10 protein-coding genes are annotated in these 17,902 nt (G+C 43.2%); 2 read left to right on the forward strand and 8 right to left on the reverse strand.

From position 1 onward, the window contains the following. Window positions 1-12: 12 nt before the first annotated feature. A complete protein-coding gene (locus AC50Y5_RS18760; RefSeq protein WP_494862828.1) occupies window positions 13-420 on the reverse strand; it encodes a GNAT family N-acetyltransferase in 408 nt (135 codons plus the stop codon). A gap of 288 nt (window positions 421-708) precedes the next feature. Next, entirely contained in the window at window positions 709-5,694 is a 4,986-nt protein-coding gene (locus AC50Y5_RS18765) for an S-layer homology domain-containing protein (RefSeq protein ID WP_494862830.1), read from the reverse strand. A gap of 617 nt (window positions 5,695-6,311) precedes the next feature. On the opposite strand from AC50Y5_RS18765, the gene AC50Y5_RS18770 reads away from it, so the two are divergent. Then, complete coding sequence (locus tag AC50Y5_RS18770) at window positions 6,312-7,583, forward strand: IS110 family RNA-guided transposase (RefSeq protein WP_494862832.1); 1,272 nt, start codon at window positions 6,312-6,314, stop codon at window positions 7,581-7,583. Window positions 7,584-8,171: 588 nt separating this feature from the next. Here the strand turns inward: AC50Y5_RS18770 and AC50Y5_RS18775 are convergent. The 5 genes from AC50Y5_RS18775 to AC50Y5_RS18795 form a co-directional block, all read right to left on the reverse strand. Continuing rightward, window positions 8,172-9,980: a TnsD family Tn7-like transposition protein gene (locus AC50Y5_RS18775; RefSeq protein ID WP_494862834.1), complete on the reverse strand. Its 1,809-nt coding sequence runs from the start codon at window positions 9,978-9,980 to the stop codon at window positions 8,172-8,174. Between the two features lie 135 nt (window positions 9,981-10,115). After that, window positions 10,116-11,843 carry a TnsD family Tn7-like transposition protein gene (locus tag AC50Y5_RS18780; protein ID WP_494862836.1) on the reverse strand — a complete coding sequence of 576 codons (1,728 nt, stop codon included), beginning with the start codon at window positions 11,841-11,843 and terminating at the stop codon, window positions 10,116-10,118. A 63-nt stretch (window positions 11,844-11,906) separates the two neighbouring features. Then, complete coding sequence (locus AC50Y5_RS18785) at window positions 11,907-13,658, reverse strand: ATP-binding protein (RefSeq protein ID WP_494862838.1); 1,752 nt, start codon at window positions 13,656-13,658, stop codon at window positions 11,907-11,909. Next, window positions 13,651-15,816 carry a TnsB C-terminal domain-containing protein gene (locus AC50Y5_RS18790; protein WP_494862840.1) on the reverse strand — a complete coding sequence of 722 codons (2,166 nt, stop codon included), beginning with the start codon at window positions 15,814-15,816 and terminating at the stop codon, window positions 13,651-13,653. Before AC50Y5_RS18790 ends, AC50Y5_RS18785 begins: the two co-directional genes overlap by 8 nt. Next, window positions 15,813-16,649: a TnsA endonuclease C-terminal domain-containing protein gene (locus tag AC50Y5_RS18795; protein WP_494862842.1), complete on the reverse strand. Its 837-nt coding sequence runs from the start codon at window positions 16,647-16,649 to the stop codon at window positions 15,813-15,815. The genes AC50Y5_RS18790 and AC50Y5_RS18795 overlap by 4 nt, the downstream gene beginning before the upstream one ends. 224 nt (window positions 16,650-16,873) lie before the next feature. Here AC50Y5_RS18795 and AC50Y5_RS18800 point away from each other — a divergent pair, with 224 nt between their 5' ends. Further along, window positions 16,874-17,368 carry a helix-turn-helix domain-containing protein gene (locus AC50Y5_RS18800; protein ID WP_494862844.1) on the forward strand — a complete coding sequence of 165 codons (495 nt, stop codon included), beginning with the start codon at window positions 16,874-16,876 and terminating at the stop codon, window positions 17,366-17,368. Here the strand turns inward: AC50Y5_RS18800 and AC50Y5_RS18805 are convergent. Beyond that, on the reverse strand, window positions 17,360-17,668 hold the full coding sequence (locus tag AC50Y5_RS18805; RefSeq protein WP_494862846.1) for a hypothetical protein: 309 nt from the start codon (window positions 17,666-17,668) through the stop codon (window positions 17,360-17,362). The genes AC50Y5_RS18800 and AC50Y5_RS18805 overlap by 9 nt on opposite strands. Window positions 17,669-17,902 lie beyond the last annotated feature (234 nt).

The raw sequence follows: 17,902 nt of genomic DNA on the forward strand, positions 1-17,902 counted from the left end.
GCAAATCACTCCTTAAATTGCTTTAGTCAGAATAATTTCCAAAGCCTGATTTTCCCACATCAAACAGCCCGAGTCCTTGTATCCGAGTTTCCGATAAAAATGCTGCGCATCCTCATCCGCCTGCGTTGAGGTCATGACGAGCTTGCAGCCTTGCTCCCGCATATGCTGCTCCCAAAGCAGCATCGCAGTTTTGCCGAAGCCCTTGCCCCGCTCCTGCTCATCCAGCCAAATCATGTTCAAAAACGGTGTATTGTCCCAAAAATAGCCGTACCTCATCCAGCCGATTCTATCGCCTAGCTCGTTCCGAAACACATAATATTCTCGATTCTCAATCTTCCTGCCTATAAGACTCGCCAAAATATGATGATCCCGCTCAGCAATAAATGCCTCATCTGCCGCTGTCGCCCATTCAATAGCCATGTTTTCACTCCCTAATGTCAATCCGTTAACACTAACTATAGCATATAAGATTTACGCTCTCCTAGGTAAAGAATCATTTAAGAACAACTTTGGAATGAATGAAACGCAGTTCTCCGCCACCATCAGTGAGCAAGTCCTTATCGAGTTCATAGAGTGCAGATTCAGCCAACAGTGCATACAAAAGAACCTCGACTTCCACTGAAAGCGGAGATCGGGGTCCCTTGGTTGAAAGAAACTAAGTATTGTTCAGCTATTACCAATCTCTAAAAAAATTAATCACACATTACATTAGATAAGTTTGGTTTGCTGTAAAAGCTTCCATACGATCATAGCTACTTCCGCCCGGGTGATATACGCTTTCGGCGATAGCGTGTTTCCTCCGCGGCCCGATACCAGACCAGCCTCCACTACCATCGCCGTACCGCTTCTCGCCCATTCCGATAGGCTATCCGAATCTACAAAACGGAGGAGCGGAGCAGAGGGATTAGCCGTCTGCTGGCTTTTATCCGTAAGAATCAGCATCATGGCTTTGGCAAGCATGATAAACGCCTGTTCGCGCGTTATATTATCGTTCGGTCGGAACGTGTTGTCGCCGAATCCTGAAATTAAGCCATATGCATAGGCCGTTTGCACGGCGCCGCTATACCACTCCTCCTCCTTCACGTCCACAAAACGCATCGGCCCCTTCACACTGCTCAGCCCAAGGCTCCGCACGAGGATTCCCGCAAACTCGGCTCGGGTTATGTCGCGATTGGGATGGAAGATTCCGTTTACCGGAGCACTCAGAATCAGACGCGACCCCAAGTCGTTTACGGCTGGTTCGGACCAATGCTTCTCCACGTCGGTGAAGCGTTGCGAATGATGAATAACAGCATAGGTGCCATTCGACAGGTCGCTGATTTTCACATAGCGTTTGCCGTCGACCTCCACGATTTTGCTCGGAACATGACGAATCGTTCCATTCGGTTCAAGAGCGACTGCTGTCGTGATCAGATTCACATCCACCTCCGGTGCAACCGCAAGCAGTCTATCTGGGTACTTCGAATATCGGACCTCGTCCTCCGTCTTATCGCCATGCTCCACCTTGATGGCAAACGTGATAGCTGGCGAGATGATCTCCGCATCTAACCGCTCAGCTGAATCCTGCAAGCGCTTGGATGTTTCACTCGTTGCATGGCCGACGGAGAGCCATACCTTTACGTCTTGCAGCAGCATTTGGCTAGCCAAACGATCCGTGACGCTCGCGTCGCTATAGATTGATTGAGCAGGCAGCGTGAAAACCATCTTCTCCGTCTGAATGACCAAGGTCGTCGCTTTCTGCTTCAGGTTGTGAAGCAGTTGGCCGTTTAGCTTGATGTTTACCGTGTCAGAGCCATTAGCCGCGACAACGGACAGGACAGCTCCTGGCTTTTCTTGTCCTAACCTGGCCGTTAGCTTAGCTGAATCCAGCTCGGCCGTGATGACCGTTCGCCCCGCTAGGGTCGTTACGATGACAGGACCAAGCTGTTCTACCTGCTGCCCGTTCACCAAAAATTTCACCCATTCCATCGTCGGGGACGAAGTCTGCAGTGGTGACGTTGTGACGCTCGCCGTCGGCCTAACGGAATGAGATTCAGCAGATAAGGCACCAGGTCCGACGCTATTGATTGCCCGAACTGTAAACGTGTAGTCCGTCCCGTTGGTCAGCCCTGTGACTTCAATTTGCGTTGTCGTTCCGACTACCGTAATTCCGCTCGGGCTAGCCATCACCTCATACCGAAGAATGGCGCTCCCCCCATGGTCAGCCGGAGCATCGAAACGAACGGTGGCTATCGTGTCGCCCGCGCTCGCTCGCACGTTCGTCGGAGCTAATGGCACCGTTGCAGGTATCGCACTGGCTTCTTCCGAGAAAGGGCTTGAGCCGCCCGAATTGCTAGCCTTGACCGCTAAATAATAGGTAACTCCATTGGTTAACCCTGTCACTTCGTAGGTAGCATCCCTCACCGTAGCGATGGAATCACTGAATTCGCCCGAAGCCGTCGCTACATAGATCTCATATGTATCGGCATGCTCCACCGCCTCCCAATGCAAAGCAACGCTTCGATCTCCGGCTATAGCTTGTAGCGAAGTCGGGCTTGCAGGCACGCCAGGCAGGGTAATGTTCTGCGTAACGGTAAAGGTCCGATCGCTCATAAGGGCAGCGGATACGGTAACCGTTGTGGTATAACTCCCGGCTGCGAGACCATCCTTGACTTTGACTGTAAAGCTGGTGGACGGCGCACCGCTACTTAAGGTGGAGGCCGGCTGCGAGATTTCAAAAGCTTCGGCGTCTGCTCCCCCCTTAGCTACGGATAAGCCTGTTAAATGTCCCGTACCGGTATTCGTGACGGAGATCACCAGCGTTTGCTGAGTACCGGGTCCATACCCTTGCGTCAAGGCAGATGCAGTCTGATGATCTATCGCTTCTATTTCGTAGGTAAGAACCTCGGTTGCGGTGACGGAAACGACATTGCTTGTTACGCTCGCCGTCTTCGTTCCATTAACGCTCGCATTCGTGTTCGTCACTACGACGTAATAATACCCAGTGCCGGCTGTTGCTGTCGGTGCGTTGTAGCTCGCGTTTGTCGCTCCATTCACCAACGTTCCTCCGCTCGTACTGTTGCTACCATTGCTATACCACTGGTAGCTCAATATACCTCCATCACTCACACTCGCCGTTACATTAAGCGTTGCCGTTCCTCCAACGCTCACCGTCTCATCGGTCGGCTGCGTCCCGATGCTCGGCGTAGCTGCATTTACGAGCGCGTTCACCGTCACCAATGCGGTTCCACTCGTCACGCTCGCCGTCTTCGTTCCATTAACGCTCGCATTCGTGTTCGTCACTACGACGTAATAATACCTCGTGCCGGCCGTTGCTGTCGGTGCGTTGTAGCTCGCGCTTGTCGCTCCGTTCACCAACGTACCTCCGCTCGTGCTGTTGCTGCCATGGCTATACCACTGATAGCTCAATATACCTCCATCGCTCACGCTCGCCGCTACGCTAAGCGTTGCTGTTCCTCCAACGCTCACCGTCTCATCCGCTGGCTGCGTCCCAATGCTTGGCGTAGCTGCATTTACGAGCGCGTTCACCGTCACCAATGCGGTTCCACTCGTCACGTTCGCCGTCTTCGTTCCATTAACGCTCGCATTCGTATTCGTCACTACGACGTAATAATACCTCGTGTCGGCTGTTGCTGTCGGCGCGTTGTAGCTCGCGCTTGTCGCTCCATTCACCAACATGCCTCCGCTCGTGCTGTTGCTGCCATGGCTATACCACTGATAGCTCAATATACCTCCATCGCTCACGCTTGCCGCTACGCTAAGCGTCGCCGTTCCTCCAACGCTCACCGTCTCATCCGCTGGCTGCGTCCCAATGCTTGGCGTAGCCGCGTTCACGAACGTATCCACCGTCACTTGAGCTACTCCACTTATCACGCTAGCCGTCTTCGTTCCGCTCACGCTCGCATTCGTGTTCGTCACTACGACGAAATAATACCTTGTGCCGGTCGTTGCCGTCGGTACATTATAGCTAGCGCTTCTCGCTCCATTCACGAACGTACCTCCGCTCGTGCTGTTGCTGCCGTTGCTATACCACTGGTAGCTCAATACACCTCCATCACTCACGCTCGCCGCTACGCTAAGCGTAGCCATTCCTCCAACCTCCACCGTCTCATCCGCTGGCTGCGTCCCAATGCTCGGCGTAGCCGCGTTCACGAGCGCGTTCGCTGTCACCGATACAACATTGCTCGTAACGCTCGCCGATTTTGTTCCCACAGCGCGCGAATTTGTATTCGTTACCTCGACGTAATAGTACAGAGTCCCTTCAGTGGCAGTCGGCGCGTTATAGCTTGCGCCAATCGCTCCAGTCACAGGCGTACCACCGGAGGTGCTGCTGCTGGTATTGCTGTACCACTGATAGCTTAACGTCCCGCCGTCGATGGTGTATGCCGTCACTCTAAGCGTAGCCGTTCCTCCCACATTTACCACCTGATTCGCTGGCTGTGTACTGATGGTCGGAAAATCAGCGTTAATCAACATCCTAGCTGCCCTAACTTGACCGGAATAACCATTGGCTTCAGCCCAAAAAGCATATAAATCACCATTGAATTGTTGCAGGGAAGGTTCCCAAGCTGTATCGGCAAAGCCGGCATTAATACCATTTGGACCTCCATCATCTACAGATGACCAACTTGTTCTATCATACTTTTTAACCCGAATTTGAGCTCTAGTAGTTCCATTATCTTCAAGCCATGTAACGTATAAATCATTATTGAACACCATCGGTTTAGGAAAAGATGCTTCCCTGTTAATATTTACATTCAAGCCAATTGAACCCCCGCCATCGACGCTCGCCCAGCTTGCTCCATCATACTTCTTGACTCTAATCTGACTACTCTCATACCATGTTGCATACAGAGCATTATTAAATTCGATTAATTCGGGCGCTAATGCGCTGGAAGAAGGATTTACGTTTATACCGTCGCTTCCTCCACCATCGACACTAATCCAACTGGAGCCATCATATTTCTTTACTCTCACTTGTGCAGCACTACTATTATATTCATACCAAGAAATGTATAAAGCGTTGTTGAATACAGCCATCGTCGGATAGGTTCCAGAGCTCAATGGATTTGCGTTCAAACCTGTAGAGCCTCCGCCATCGACACTGGTCCAATTGGTACCGTCAAAGCTCATGACTCGAATCTGATTAACTCCGCCGTCTACCTTCTCATGCCAAGCTACGTAAAGGATGTTGTTCATGACGGCCATGCGTGGAGTAGACGATGTTGCCGAAGCGCTTCCATTTAAACCGCCTTCATCCACACTGATCCAACTGGTTCCATCGTATTTTTTTGCGCGAATCTTACCTGTTTCCTCCCAAAGCAAGTACAAAATATCGTCATATACAATTAAGGAAGGGTTAAGCGCTCGATCTGCCGGATTTATATTCAGACCGGTCGCACCGCCTCCGTCTACGCTTCTCCAGGTTGTTCCATTAAAGCTTTTTACTCGCACCTGATTAACTGCCGATGCCCTTTCAATCCAGGCTGCATAAAGAATATTATCGTGTACAGCCGTACGCATAGCTTGCGGTGCATGACTCGAAGTGTTCACATTCAGGCCAGTAGCCCCGCCGCCATCCACCATAATCCAATTAGAGGCTGCCGCCTTAACCGTTTCAGGCCCAGCTATCAACGTCAGCATCATACTTACTATTAATAGATAAATCAGCGATCTGCGTTTCAAAAGCTTCATAAGTATCTTGTTCCTCCCTGTAATCCCATTTCTATTTTTAAAAAAATAATAACCATACTCGACTACCCTGCCTGTAAATTCTCTCCCTCCCGTCAAAGCTTACGATGCGATTCCTGTATTTTTTGTCAGAGTATTTCTGTGTGGGTTTGATCGAGTCATGCTGGCAGCAAAGATGGTGGACCACTTGCGTTACCTTATGCTGAGGAATGGAGAAGAGCCCGGGGACATTATGTGCCTAAAAGTATGTATTGACTCAGAGGCATCTTGATTAGCAGCAATTAGATGTTGGAAAAAGCCACATTTAAAAAGATCTAAATACTCGCTTTCCGTAAGGCAAATCTAAATTAAGTATAATGGTTGAAAAACAAAAAATGACCTACCCAGACGGGTAGGTCAACGAGGAAAAGGGGTAGGTACACGTAGGCGTTCTATAATTTCATTTCAAATGTAGAAAGAAAATAAAGTCCTAGACTGACGCTGTTTTATTGAGCTAACGTTACCCCTTAGGATTCCTGTAGAGCGTTAATTTTGCGTTTTGCATAAAAACGAGCGCCTCCAGTAAGATGGGGTAGTCACGGGTCATAGCCCTTTAGCCATCATAAGGAGGTCGCTCTATCTTGAAGTTTAAAGCTCAAACCAAACAAAATCAACTGCTCGAACGTATTTCAACTCAGCACCTTGTCGTCGGTATCGACATCGCCCAGCAAACCCACGTTGCGCGCGCCGTCAACTTCCGTGGAATTCTGCTAGGCACTCCGCTTCATTTCTCTAACGACGACACTGGCTTCGGCCTATTGTTGCAGTGGATGAGAGGTTTGCAGGAAACGCACCAACTAAACGACACCATCATCGGCATGGAACCAACCGGCCACTACTGGCTTAGCCTTGCTGCTTGGCTCAAAGACCGCAAACTCGAGGTTGTGTTGGTGAATCCTCATCTCGTCAAAAAGAACAAGGAAAACCGCGACAATACACCATCTAAAAGCGACATCAAAGATGCCTTTGTTATCGCCGACATGGTGAAAAACGGCTACTACACCTTTATCAAAGAAACCAGTGAAGTGTTCATGGAACTCCGCGTTCTCATGGCGAACCGGGAGACAATTGTCCATCGTCTCGTCAGCGTCAAGAACCAGATCCACCGCTGGGTCGACATTGTGTTCCCTGAGCTGCGGCAGGTATACAAGCACCTCATTGGCTCCGGATCGCTTGCTACACTGCGTCTCTTTCCTACGCCCGCCGATCTTCAAAAACTCACCGTTCGCCAGGTAATCGACGGCTGGAAAACGGTCATGAAGCGGCACAGCGGTGAACGAAGAGCTGGTGAACTGCTGGCTCTAGCAGCACGCTCAGTCGGCGCCAAGCATGCCGAGAGAGCCTACAAACTTCATCTGCAACAGCTGCTCGCCGAATACGATCTGGCTACGGAGCAGCTGCAGGTAATCGAGGATGAAGTCGCGGCTGCACTGGTCCGGATTCCGCTAGCCGAACCGCTGCTAGCCATTAAGGGTATGAGCATCCTGTCAGTCGCCGGCATTCTCGGTGAAGCTGGGGACCTCAGCGGCTATGCACATGGTAACGCGTTGCTACGGCATGCCGGCCTTAACCTGGCTGAAGCGAGTTCAGGCAAATGGAAGGGCCAGATGTCCATCAGCAAACGTGGCCGACCAAGGCTTCGGCATGCTCTGTTCATGGCAACCATGGCCCTCATCATGAACGATGTATCGTTTAAACGACAGCACGAAGTGAATGTTAAGATGAAAAGCATGAAGCCAATGCGCTCCGTGATGAAGCTTTGCGGCAAGTTGGCTCGCCTCCTAGTTGCTATGGCACATAGCGGTGAAGCTTACGAACCGGATCGAGCTCATTCTATGAAACAAACTGCTTAACCGCTTCTCAGTTAGCACGAAAATTGGCTTATTCGCAGGATCTCAAGACTGCACGGAGTACCGGATTGCATTGAGCAAAAGGGCACAGACCCGTACCGTTAGGATAACCGGCCTCCACCAACCGGATAGGCGAAACGAAGGAATGAAAGGGCATCGACCCGTCCAGAAATGGGAGTGAAAGCCTCCGGAAATACGTGGAGAAGCGTGCAACAGAACAGTAAAAAAGGAGCGAAAACTCGCCCCTTCTGTTCCCGCATGCGCTTCCGTTGCCGAATTTGACGGTACACCCCCTCTTCTATCCGAATAGCGATTTATCTATTGGAGATATCCTGCGAATAAGCGAGCATTTGTGAGAAAACTACATTTTACCGAGGGAGTTCAATACTTGTCCTATCTGCATATAATCTCCGATGACCCAATTGAAGGACAGCCGACCATGTATCCATGATTTCAAAGATCACTCATATCCTCATGGTATTGTCTTAGTAAATCCTTTGTTTTTATTTTCAATTTCAGACTACATGACTCATATAATTTTGAATAACTGATTAATGTATCAAAGGATATATTTTGATTACCAAATCTCCTTTATAGCTTTTTAGCAACTCCACCTACTTTTCTGATTCTATAGGAATCAATATCCTCAATAGATTCAATAAGTGCTTTGTTACTAGCCGGCAACCGATCTTGATTAAATGTTAGCAGCCGTGACTTTTCCAACGGAGATAGTTTATTCATTATATTAAATTTCAGTAATCGAGAATTTGAATCCTCTTTTATTTCTGAGGCTATTGCACATATCTTTTGTGATAATATTTCATCAAAGGATTGAAGAGCAAGCTTTTCTATTCCTAATTTTTCTCTCGGGAAATGTTCATCCATCCAAACACTATCGTTTCTTTGCAGCCAATTGTATTCTCGAGGATGCATACGCAGCAGAAAAATTCGCTTATTTGTTTTATTAGACTGAGAAGTTTGCAACAGAGTCAACCGATATAAATCTTTTTTTTCATTAATAGTTATAGCGCCCGTCTGCTCAATGACCTGTACAATGTCTCGAGTAATTAGTAGTGGACTTTTTTCATAATGTGTAGACCTAGATTTTTTTAACCTTCGAATACAATTATTTATGGCTGTTTCAGAATACCCTGTTTCCTTTTGGATTTGATATGGCGTGAATCCCTCTAAATATAATGTTACTACTCTTTCATACCATAAATGCCCCATTGAAACAGTAAGTGGCTTTTGGGATTCTTTTCTGCCACGCATCCATCTTTTCGAATAAGTATACCCGCATACTATACATTGAAATGTTGTTGTAATTGAAATCCCTCCTGAGATTTTCAATTTACGGTCACATCTTTGAATTGTCTTCTTTCCATACTGAATACATATTGGGTTTAGACATTCCCATGGACCATTACCAAATGGAATTGGATTTGCAATAGGATGCTCATACTTCAAAAAGTTTGTTACTGAACCGAAAAAATATCTTATTAACAGGACATAAAAAAGGATATGCGTCCTCATATGAAAAGGATGCAAAAAAACATTGGCAAAATGTTGCGATAGTAATGTACTAACATTTAATCCTGTAACCTCTAGTTGTGCAGGACTATGGTTATCTACTATGTTTTTCAATAACTCGCGGCGCATAAACCGACCTCCATAATGGATAAAATTAAGCTCCCACATTTTCATCATGATTTTGCTTTGTATATGATCAGCATGAATGATGTCCGAGAGAGAGTTCAATGTATAGAGGTCTTCAAGTAGAGTATTCTGGTAGTCAAGAATGGAACATTCATTGCGAGTTCTATTTACTTCAATATCACTTAAGCATCTACGGCATTTGGGAGTTGACAACAGTCTTTTTGCATAATCCTCACTAAGAGAGCACATACAATTAGGGCAACAATCTATCAGTTCAACTTTATGCAGATGACAGCAAGCAATAAAACCGAATTGATGTGCGCGATGAACGTAACATTCACCGTATTTTTCATAATCTTCATGTAGGCATTTAGAACAATACTTTACCTGTTTTGAAAATAGATTTGTGCCATTAAATATATTGGCCTTATTCTTCTCATTTGGAATATGCATAAGTTCATTTTCTTTGTTTCGATCGCTCTTCTTTAGAAAACAGCCAATAAGTCTTGCCCAAGTGTGATGGTTAATAAAATAATCAAATTCAAACGGGTGCCCATCCGGTAATTTTTCGTATAACTTAATTAAATTGGTAGGAAACATTGGGATTTTGAAAGACTTTATTTCAAATAGCTCCTCCTTGGTATCTGACAATTTAATATTGGGGGACATAAGATGGTATCTGTAGATAATACTTCTGATATCTTCGTCCGGATACAGTTGTGGAAAAAATGCTAAACTCGACATTATGATACTTCCTTTTTCAATGATTCATCTATTTAAGTTCTAATAAAATTTCCGATTTGTTCGAAATCCTATTCTCAAGCAGATATATGATATGGAGACAACGACTAACCTTCTATTAAATTGTTTCTGTGCAAATCAAAAATAATAGTTGAGCAATTCCATGAATTTTATTTCCACTTCTTTCCTCAGTGGACGGTTTAAGCCAGCTAACTTCAGTAGTTTCCACCCTGATAGCCTACCTTCCACCTCATGAAGCTTGTTTGCAGCCCAAATTAACCTACGTATTTGATATGTCTCTGTAGAATCGACATGCTTATTAATAAATTCATTGGTTTTAGGGAGCTTGTTTAGATTCTTTATAAGTTTATGTTTCAGTTGGCCTAAATCCGTATATCTAGCTATTGAGTTCAACGTTATTCTTTGTGGATTAGGTAACTGCTTCATCTGCTCAACTGTCTTTAACACTACGCCGTACAAAATGTCATCTCGCGAATTCCAATCCACTTTTCTTTTAACCTTCGTTAGCGAGTCTCCTTTCTCGTTGTTTCTTCTCGACTTGCAAAGATATTTTTGATTATTCGATGCACATAAGGCTGCTTTATTATTATTTAGAATCTCCGTTTGATTCTTTACAGTCCCTGGATCAACACCGAGAATTTTCGCCTTCTGACGAAGAGTTATAATGCTCTCATTAAGACACTTTAATTTATCTAACCAAATCGAACCAAAATTTTTAATTCTACCTATTCGGTTCATATCCTCATCGCAAGTATCTGGACCTCTTCTTGAATATATAAATCCGCAATTGCAATGAAAGGTCCCAACTGGCTTTGTAGTTGTTGAGCAGCGAGTAACGACACATTTATCAATAACCATTTGATTGTAATGATCAGCCGCTTTATTGAGACATGGCCAAGGGCCGTTACCAAATGGAAAATTATTGGTGGTGACAGAAAAACCAGCAACAGATTTTTCAAGAAAGCCGAAAATTAATAAATGCCTTAGTGGATGCGTAATTTCTTCTTGATTCCTGATTATTTTATGTAACCATGTATCAGAGCTATTTGAGTCGATACCACAGTCTAGATATTCCAGCAGTTTATCCGTGTAGCTATTCCGAAAATTCTGTATAAGGCGATTAATCCTTACCCGACCGCCTACTGTTCGGTAGCCTTCCATTGATGGTAGCTTTCTATAAGATGCGGTTTCCTCTTTAGCTATTTGGGAAGAGTGTAGAAGAAAATTCGATTGAACAGCAATGAATGTTAGATGATCCAACCAACTGGAGTCAATAACAGGTTCGGTATAATCCGCTTCATTATAAATTGTTAAAGAAACAAATGAAAATTTGTGATGAATCGTTGAATATTCTATCGTACTGACCTTTAAGATGGACTTATGCAACGGACATATATTTACACCGGGCAACTGATGACAACGATGCCAATAAGGCTCACCATATTTCTTGGTGTCATCCTGATAGCAACTACTGCAATATTTTAAATTGGTCGGCAGTTTGATTCTGCATGCAGGAATTCCCATTAATACATGAGATTCTCCCCTGCTACTCCCTTCTGCCATTAAGCGATACAATTCCTTTGTCTTATCTTTTGAAACATAGGACGTATAATACGGATAAAGTGTGTGATTTTTGATAAGTTCCTCTGTGGTATAGGCAGTTCCGCTCCTAGCAGCCAAAGCACTCAAGTGACTAGGTAAATCTACAGTTGCACACACCAATCGGCTACCAAATAAATCATGAACCGTTTGTTTTTGCGTTCTGTTGCCTGACATCAGATGATATCTAGCAATTCCACTGTATATAATTTCATCCGGGTATAAAGAAGGGAAATACGCTAACAATATAATCACCCTTTTCGGAGTTTATATTGCTAGTGTTCCCTTCTTCCTCGTAATCTATTACTCTTAAAAAATTAGTTTGGATAATTCTTCTTCCGAAGGAACAATTCCCTGTTCCACTAACTTCTCGTAAATTTCTTCCTCTTTTATGTTAGTACTCTTTGTTGCATTCCTGAGATCATCCACTTCTAGAACAGGCTGTTCCTTCTTTCTAGATTTCCTGCTCTTAGTACCTGTACCGCTGCTCGTTTTCATTGTTACGTCTGGATTGACTATGTCAGATGCTGTTTCTTGGAGCTCCAATTCCTTAAGAAGCTCTTTCCTCAAAACAACAATATTCTTTTCAGACTCATTTCGTTGTAGCACACGCTCAGAGATCACTTCCGAGACATCTGCAGTGGCACCAAAATCAATTGCTGTTTTAACCAGTTCCAAGAAAATTTCTTGATTAATCGCTGTTTTATCGTTTCGTTTTTCCAACGTACGTATTTCACCTTGTAGACACACCTTCTCTGTTGCCTTTTGAAGAAATTCATCTAGTGTATCCCATGTAGGCCGCAGATCATCTATAAGCATCATTGCTGATGGATCATTCCGCTTCAGTACCTTTAACAATGGTTGAATGAGCCGCATATGCCGATTTGCAACATCCTTAAGAACGCTTACTGAAATTCGTTCCTTTTCATCTCCGTACATAATAACTTCCCATTGAGAGAGCATATACAATTTCACTGCAATATCCACAATACCCTGTGATAGTTCATACATTGTCTTCTTAAGCGGCTCACTAAGCTTTGTCGGATTTGATGTCCATTGAAAGCGCCAAAGCCGCTCAATGAAGTACTCCCACTCCTCTCCATCTGTTAATCGATCCATAATCAAGTCACCTTGGCCAGTACTTCTGCGTGCTTGGCTGAAAGAACCTGATAGCAGCTTCATTGCTTTAAAAGTGCCAATAAGAATTACTGGAACACCTATCGTATTAATTAATTGGGTAAAATAGTTTAACATTCGCTCGGCTCCGCCACTCTTCATAAAGCTTAGATTTTGTATTTCGTCGATGACCAACACGCCGAGCCCATGTAAGGTTGAAATATGGGCCATGATTGGAATCAATATATCCACGGATGAGCCTTTAGAAGCAAACTTCCGAAAATAATCCGTAGCTAGGTGAGAATCAACCGCTTGAAAAAAATTTAAACATAATCCTTTTAATGAGCCATCAAATGGGCAATTCAATTTTAACCAAACTAATTGCTTACGAATAAAGGGCTGCCCATTATAGACGGAGTGATGAATCACCTGAGGGTATAACAACAAAGAGCTTTCAATAGCCGTAGTTTTCCCTTGACCGCTTACTCCTAAAATGGCAAATCCAGTTGCTGTAGAACGTACTCCCGCTATATTTGCACCATCAATTCCAACTCCCGCATTCAATATTTCCTTGAAACCAATATGGAACTGCCTCATTGTTTCAGGCAAAAAAGGATTCCTTGCTTTATAGCCATGTCGCATTAATCTAGAAAGACGTTGCTCTACTAATAAATGCGTAGGCAATGGCTCTACGTAATCACAGATTTGCTGAACTAGATGGAGTCTTGTTTGATTTCCTAACTTTCTTTGCTCTTCATTATAATCAGGGTATTTACCAACATGAATTGCAACGTGCTCCTCCTCAAAAATGGGAGGCAATGCTTCAATAAATGGATTATTCTTGTAGCTGCCGATTACTTGTGGTTTATAATTAGCTTCTTCATGTTTACCGATTAAACTCGGAGTGTAGTGATACATAAACTCCGCATTTACTTTCTTAGTCATTTTCTTTCTTCCTCCTTGCAGTAGATAAAATATCCAATTTGGACTTGGGTCTGTAAGTCTCTAACAGTTGATTATTTGTATTTGCTTCATTTTCTTCCATCTCAGCCCCTACGGATCTATCTAGTTCAAAGCTCTGCTCTTTTCTCAACTTATCCCGCTCTATTTTCCTTCCAGGCTGAATATTCGCTTTCTTCTCCGTTTTAGTCAATGAATTATCACGTTGATTTTCTGCCCTTTTTTCCGCTTGAGCTTTGATATTTTCCAGCCTTGCGCTTAAACTGACTTCTTGTTGAAGTAAGGTAGAGTTATATAAATTTTTCTGTAACTTTTCCTCAAAACTTTTCATTTCAATCTCCTCCAAACTCAAATCAGCGAAACGAGAAGACTTATCTAACAAATGACACTTTATAAAGCTACGTCCATCCTGAACCTTCACATAGACATAGTCCATACACCGCCTGTCGTAGGCTATTACTGTTTTTATCGATTTCCCTTGTACGAACCAGCCTTGTCTACTGAGTTCTTCACAACCGAAAAACATCCCCTTAAAATAGATGCCTTCAGAACTTGCTGTCACCTCGGCTTCGGGCAAAACATTCAGCCGTACAATATCAAGAGGTACCTCCTGAAGGAAATGATCATGCGCGATGCCCCAGTTCCACAATTCTCTGGGAATCGGCCTAATTTTATCTTTCGATAGTGCTTTATCTAATGGATAGTGCTTCATATAGTGAAAATTGTTTCGATGCAATATTAATTCAATCATCATCTTTGTAAAGTCTTTTAGCGTTAATTTGGCATCCAACACATAGTCTGGCCCTCCACGCTTCATGTACTCCTTTTTCACGGCACCAGGCATCCATGGTTGCAACGTTAAATTTAATGTTCTGAACTGTTGCTCTACAATACCCTTAAGATCTGCCCGATATGGCGGTGCATTTTTCAGCTTAATCCCCAAAGCCTTGCCTAATGAATCAGCATTTTTGCTCTCCATCTCCCCTCTGTCTGAAAAAAAATGCTGTGGCATATGGTGGCAAGGCCATTCGTCTTCTGTTATTTCAAGATCATACTGTGCACAGAACTCTACCTTGTTCATGCACGTGTTCTCAATAGCCATCATAATACCCTGCCAAGATGGACCTTCTAAACCAACATACATCCCTGCAACTATGTGCGTCCAAACGTCGACAACAATATAGACTACAGGTCTGCCAATAATTTGATTCGAATCATCACTGCTGACTAAATACACATCTGCAACTGTAGCATCGATCTCGAATATTTGCCCCGGTCCCGTTGCTTTGAGAGTCTCCGATCCTAATAAGGGTCTAAAATCGCGATCAAAATTAACTTTCCCCTCTCGAGCAACTAATCTCTTTTCCCGGGTATATCTAGTACGAATATGGTAGCGTAATTGAGCAATGCTAGGCATCTTATGATCAGGCGGAATAATGGGAACCTCCACGCCATGCTCTATTTTGGTTTCTATGCCGTAGCATCCTTTTAACATTTCAATGTACGTATGCTTAACGGAATCCCTTCTATTCACTTTTAAGTAGATTGTTCTAATGTATTTGTCGAAATTCTTTCTTGTTTCCTCATTTACTAAAACACCATTTAACTCTGGCGCAATAATAGTTGTAATCCTCTTCCGCCCCATCTTTTGGGTAGGATTTTTTTTCTTATTGGGTCCGCCACAATTTCTAAAGCGGGGAAGCAGAGCATTTATCTTTTTTCCTCCCATCCAGTAATATCGTAGGTACTTATAAATAAACTTTTTCCCTTTATTTTTTCGTTCACAAACATCCTTAATCATTTGAAAACGTTCACTCTTATCAAAGATATTTGGCTCTCGTTCTACGATGTCATTAATACAAGACCAGGCGTGCTCCCTAACTTCGATTTCTTTGGGGGTTAATTTCTCCTCCGGTATCATGAACTTAGCATAGGGATCATAGGATAACTTCATAATCTTGCCTGCATCGAGTTCATTTTGGAGTTCTGAAAGATAACCCCATTTGGGAAGTCCGTTCTTGTCAATAATGGAAATCGTGATAACAGCATCTTGTTTATTATCCATCCAAAGGATTCTCTCACAATCCTGTAACTTCCCATCTAGAGATTCTCTTTTCAGAATGTTATTAACAAATAAACTCAATCAAGCCCACCTCGAATCATAAAATTATTTTCTTTGATTATTAAAGGTTCCAAGGTTGCTTTTACCCGCTGCTTCATATCAATGATCCAAAAACGATTTGCAATTAGGTGCTTCACAATTTGAATACAAGTTCCCTTGGGCAGAGCGTACTGCGCATCAAAAGCCAAGGTTACTTTGGCCAGAGGGACATCACTCTGTTTGAGCGCTTGATAAAGAACTGATTGCATTTTATTCACCATATCTCTGTTAATATGACCTAAACAACTAAGTGACTTAGCGGTATGAAGCCATTCGACATTTTTGACCAAATCATAATTAATTTGTTGCTCAGTGATTAATGACCATTCAATCCCCACGTCCTTAAAGAAATGTTTCTCTATTTGCAATTTTTCAAGTGTTCGTCTGTTCAATTTATTGATTGGCTTGATCGAGTGTGCAATAAAACCTATATCCTCTTCTTTTCTGACTGTAAGTAACATATCTGTTGTCATTACGATAGGGTACTTAGTTTTAGGATCAATTGGATGACGTATGCCTAGTTTCTCTGCAATAAACAAGGTCTTTTCTAATGGTAATAATGGGAATTGTTCCCTTATATCAATAATTGCTTCCGACCATTCCATCTGATAATGATGCGCTAGTTCAAAATGCTCTGACAAATAATGATGAAGTCGCCCACTCTTCCATCCCATTATTCTTGTTACAATACCTGTTGACGGGACATCATGAATCGTGAGCCATGGCTTATAATCAGCGAAGTGTCCCGATCCTCGTCCCTCCCTTAGTCTTCTTGCTATCGATGCTTTAGTAGTTCTTGTTCTAGTTTTAGCCATTGCGCCTCCTTGTAAATTATTATTTTACTAAATTTAAATTTTGTTAATTTTTAATTAACAAAAATAATAAACGAATAATATTCAACTTGTCAATAGCTGTTGTAAATTTATATTCTACTGTGTTACGATCCCAATATGGGATCGTAACTATTCAGTTTTCTGAATAGTTTTCATAATAATTCTATGATCTCTTCATATGAATAGAAAAGTTGGAGGTTGTGTGTATGTCTGAAATCGGAGAAAGAATTAGGGATTTGAGAATAAAGCTGGAGTGGACACAAGATTTTCTCGCTCAAAAGATCGGCACTTCAAAATACGTAATATCTAACTGGGAACGAGGGATAGCAAGTCCAGATCACAAACAAATTGTTCTTTTATGCAACTCCCTAAATGTGTCCGCTGATTATTTACTCGGAATTATAGAAGTAGCAGCTCCGTATTATCAGGGTTCGTTTGGTCAATTGAGCTTATTACCTCAAGTCGATTACTCATTTGTCAAGGAAGCTTCATGGGATCTGTTAAAACTCATTGATTCTGGAATAGTATTGATTGTAGACAACAAGGTGATTAATAGTCATGATAAACGCCTTCTTAATGAAATAATTTCATCAATCTTCAATAGACTTCAAGAGGTCACTAGAGAAACCGAGGAAAGAACGAAAACATTGCTTAATGCACAAATTTCGGATGAGCCTACCTCGGACAACTCATTATTTTAGTTTCCCATGATGCCTTCGATACTCTTTTAATGCTCGAATAATTTCGTAATATGCTTCAAGATCTTCGCTATTAACCGACTTAATTTCAATAGGACGGCAGGTAATCATTTCATTTTCATGTTGGATAAAAAAATATTCACTACACAACGGGTATTGGAAGGCTACTACTCTCCATTCCCCTTCCATCATTGCCCTTTCAAACCACCCATTTCTAATAGCTAAAGAGCACGAATATAGTTTTTCATTAACCCTAATCCCCTGTCCTGTTACTTTTGCGTATCTTTTATGATATTGTTGCATTCAATCACTCCAATAACCGTTTTACTATAATTATTATCCGTTTATCGATATTTTAAACATTTCAAGTCTTGGCTCAACCGCTTAACAGACTACAACAATAATATTGCTACCTTTAACTGTCCGTTTAAAATTTAAGTTTTCAAACTGGAGCTTTGAGAATAGAACTTGGCTTATTACATGATAGAACGTTTAATGAAACTGGGTGATTACGTTGATGACTATAACATTCGCGGT

Source organism: Paenibacillus sp. JT22N7 (assembly GCF_059383875.1).

What these genes read in the sequence shown, in the direction of transcription:
- AC50Y5_RS18805 (WP_494862846.1), bottom strand. Translation starts at nt 17,668, where the DNA reads ATGCAACAATATCATAAAAGATACGCAAAAGTAACAGGACAGGGGATT.
- AC50Y5_RS18785 (WP_494862838.1), bottom strand. Translation starts at nt 13,658, where the DNA reads ATGACTAAGAAAGTAAATGCGGAGTTTATGTATCACTACACTCCGAGT.
- AC50Y5_RS18775 (WP_494862834.1), bottom strand. Translation starts at nt 9,980, where the DNA reads ATGTCGAGTTTAGCATTTTTTCCACAACTGTATCCGGACGAAGATATC.
- AC50Y5_RS18765 (WP_494862830.1), bottom strand. Translation starts at nt 5,694, where the DNA reads ATGAAGCTTTTGAAACGCAGATCGCTGATTTATCTATTAATAGTAAGT.
- AC50Y5_RS18760 (WP_494862828.1), bottom strand. Translation starts at nt 420, where the DNA reads ATGGCTATTGAATGGGCGACAGCGGCAGATGAGGCATTTATTGCTGAG.
- AC50Y5_RS18795 (WP_494862842.1), bottom strand. Translation starts at nt 16,649, where the DNA reads ATGGCTAAAACTAGAACAAGAACTACTAAAGCATCGATAGCAAGAAGA.
- AC50Y5_RS18800 (WP_494862844.1), top strand. Translation starts at nt 16,874, where the DNA reads ATGTCTGAAATCGGAGAAAGAATTAGGGATTTGAGAATAAAGCTGGAG.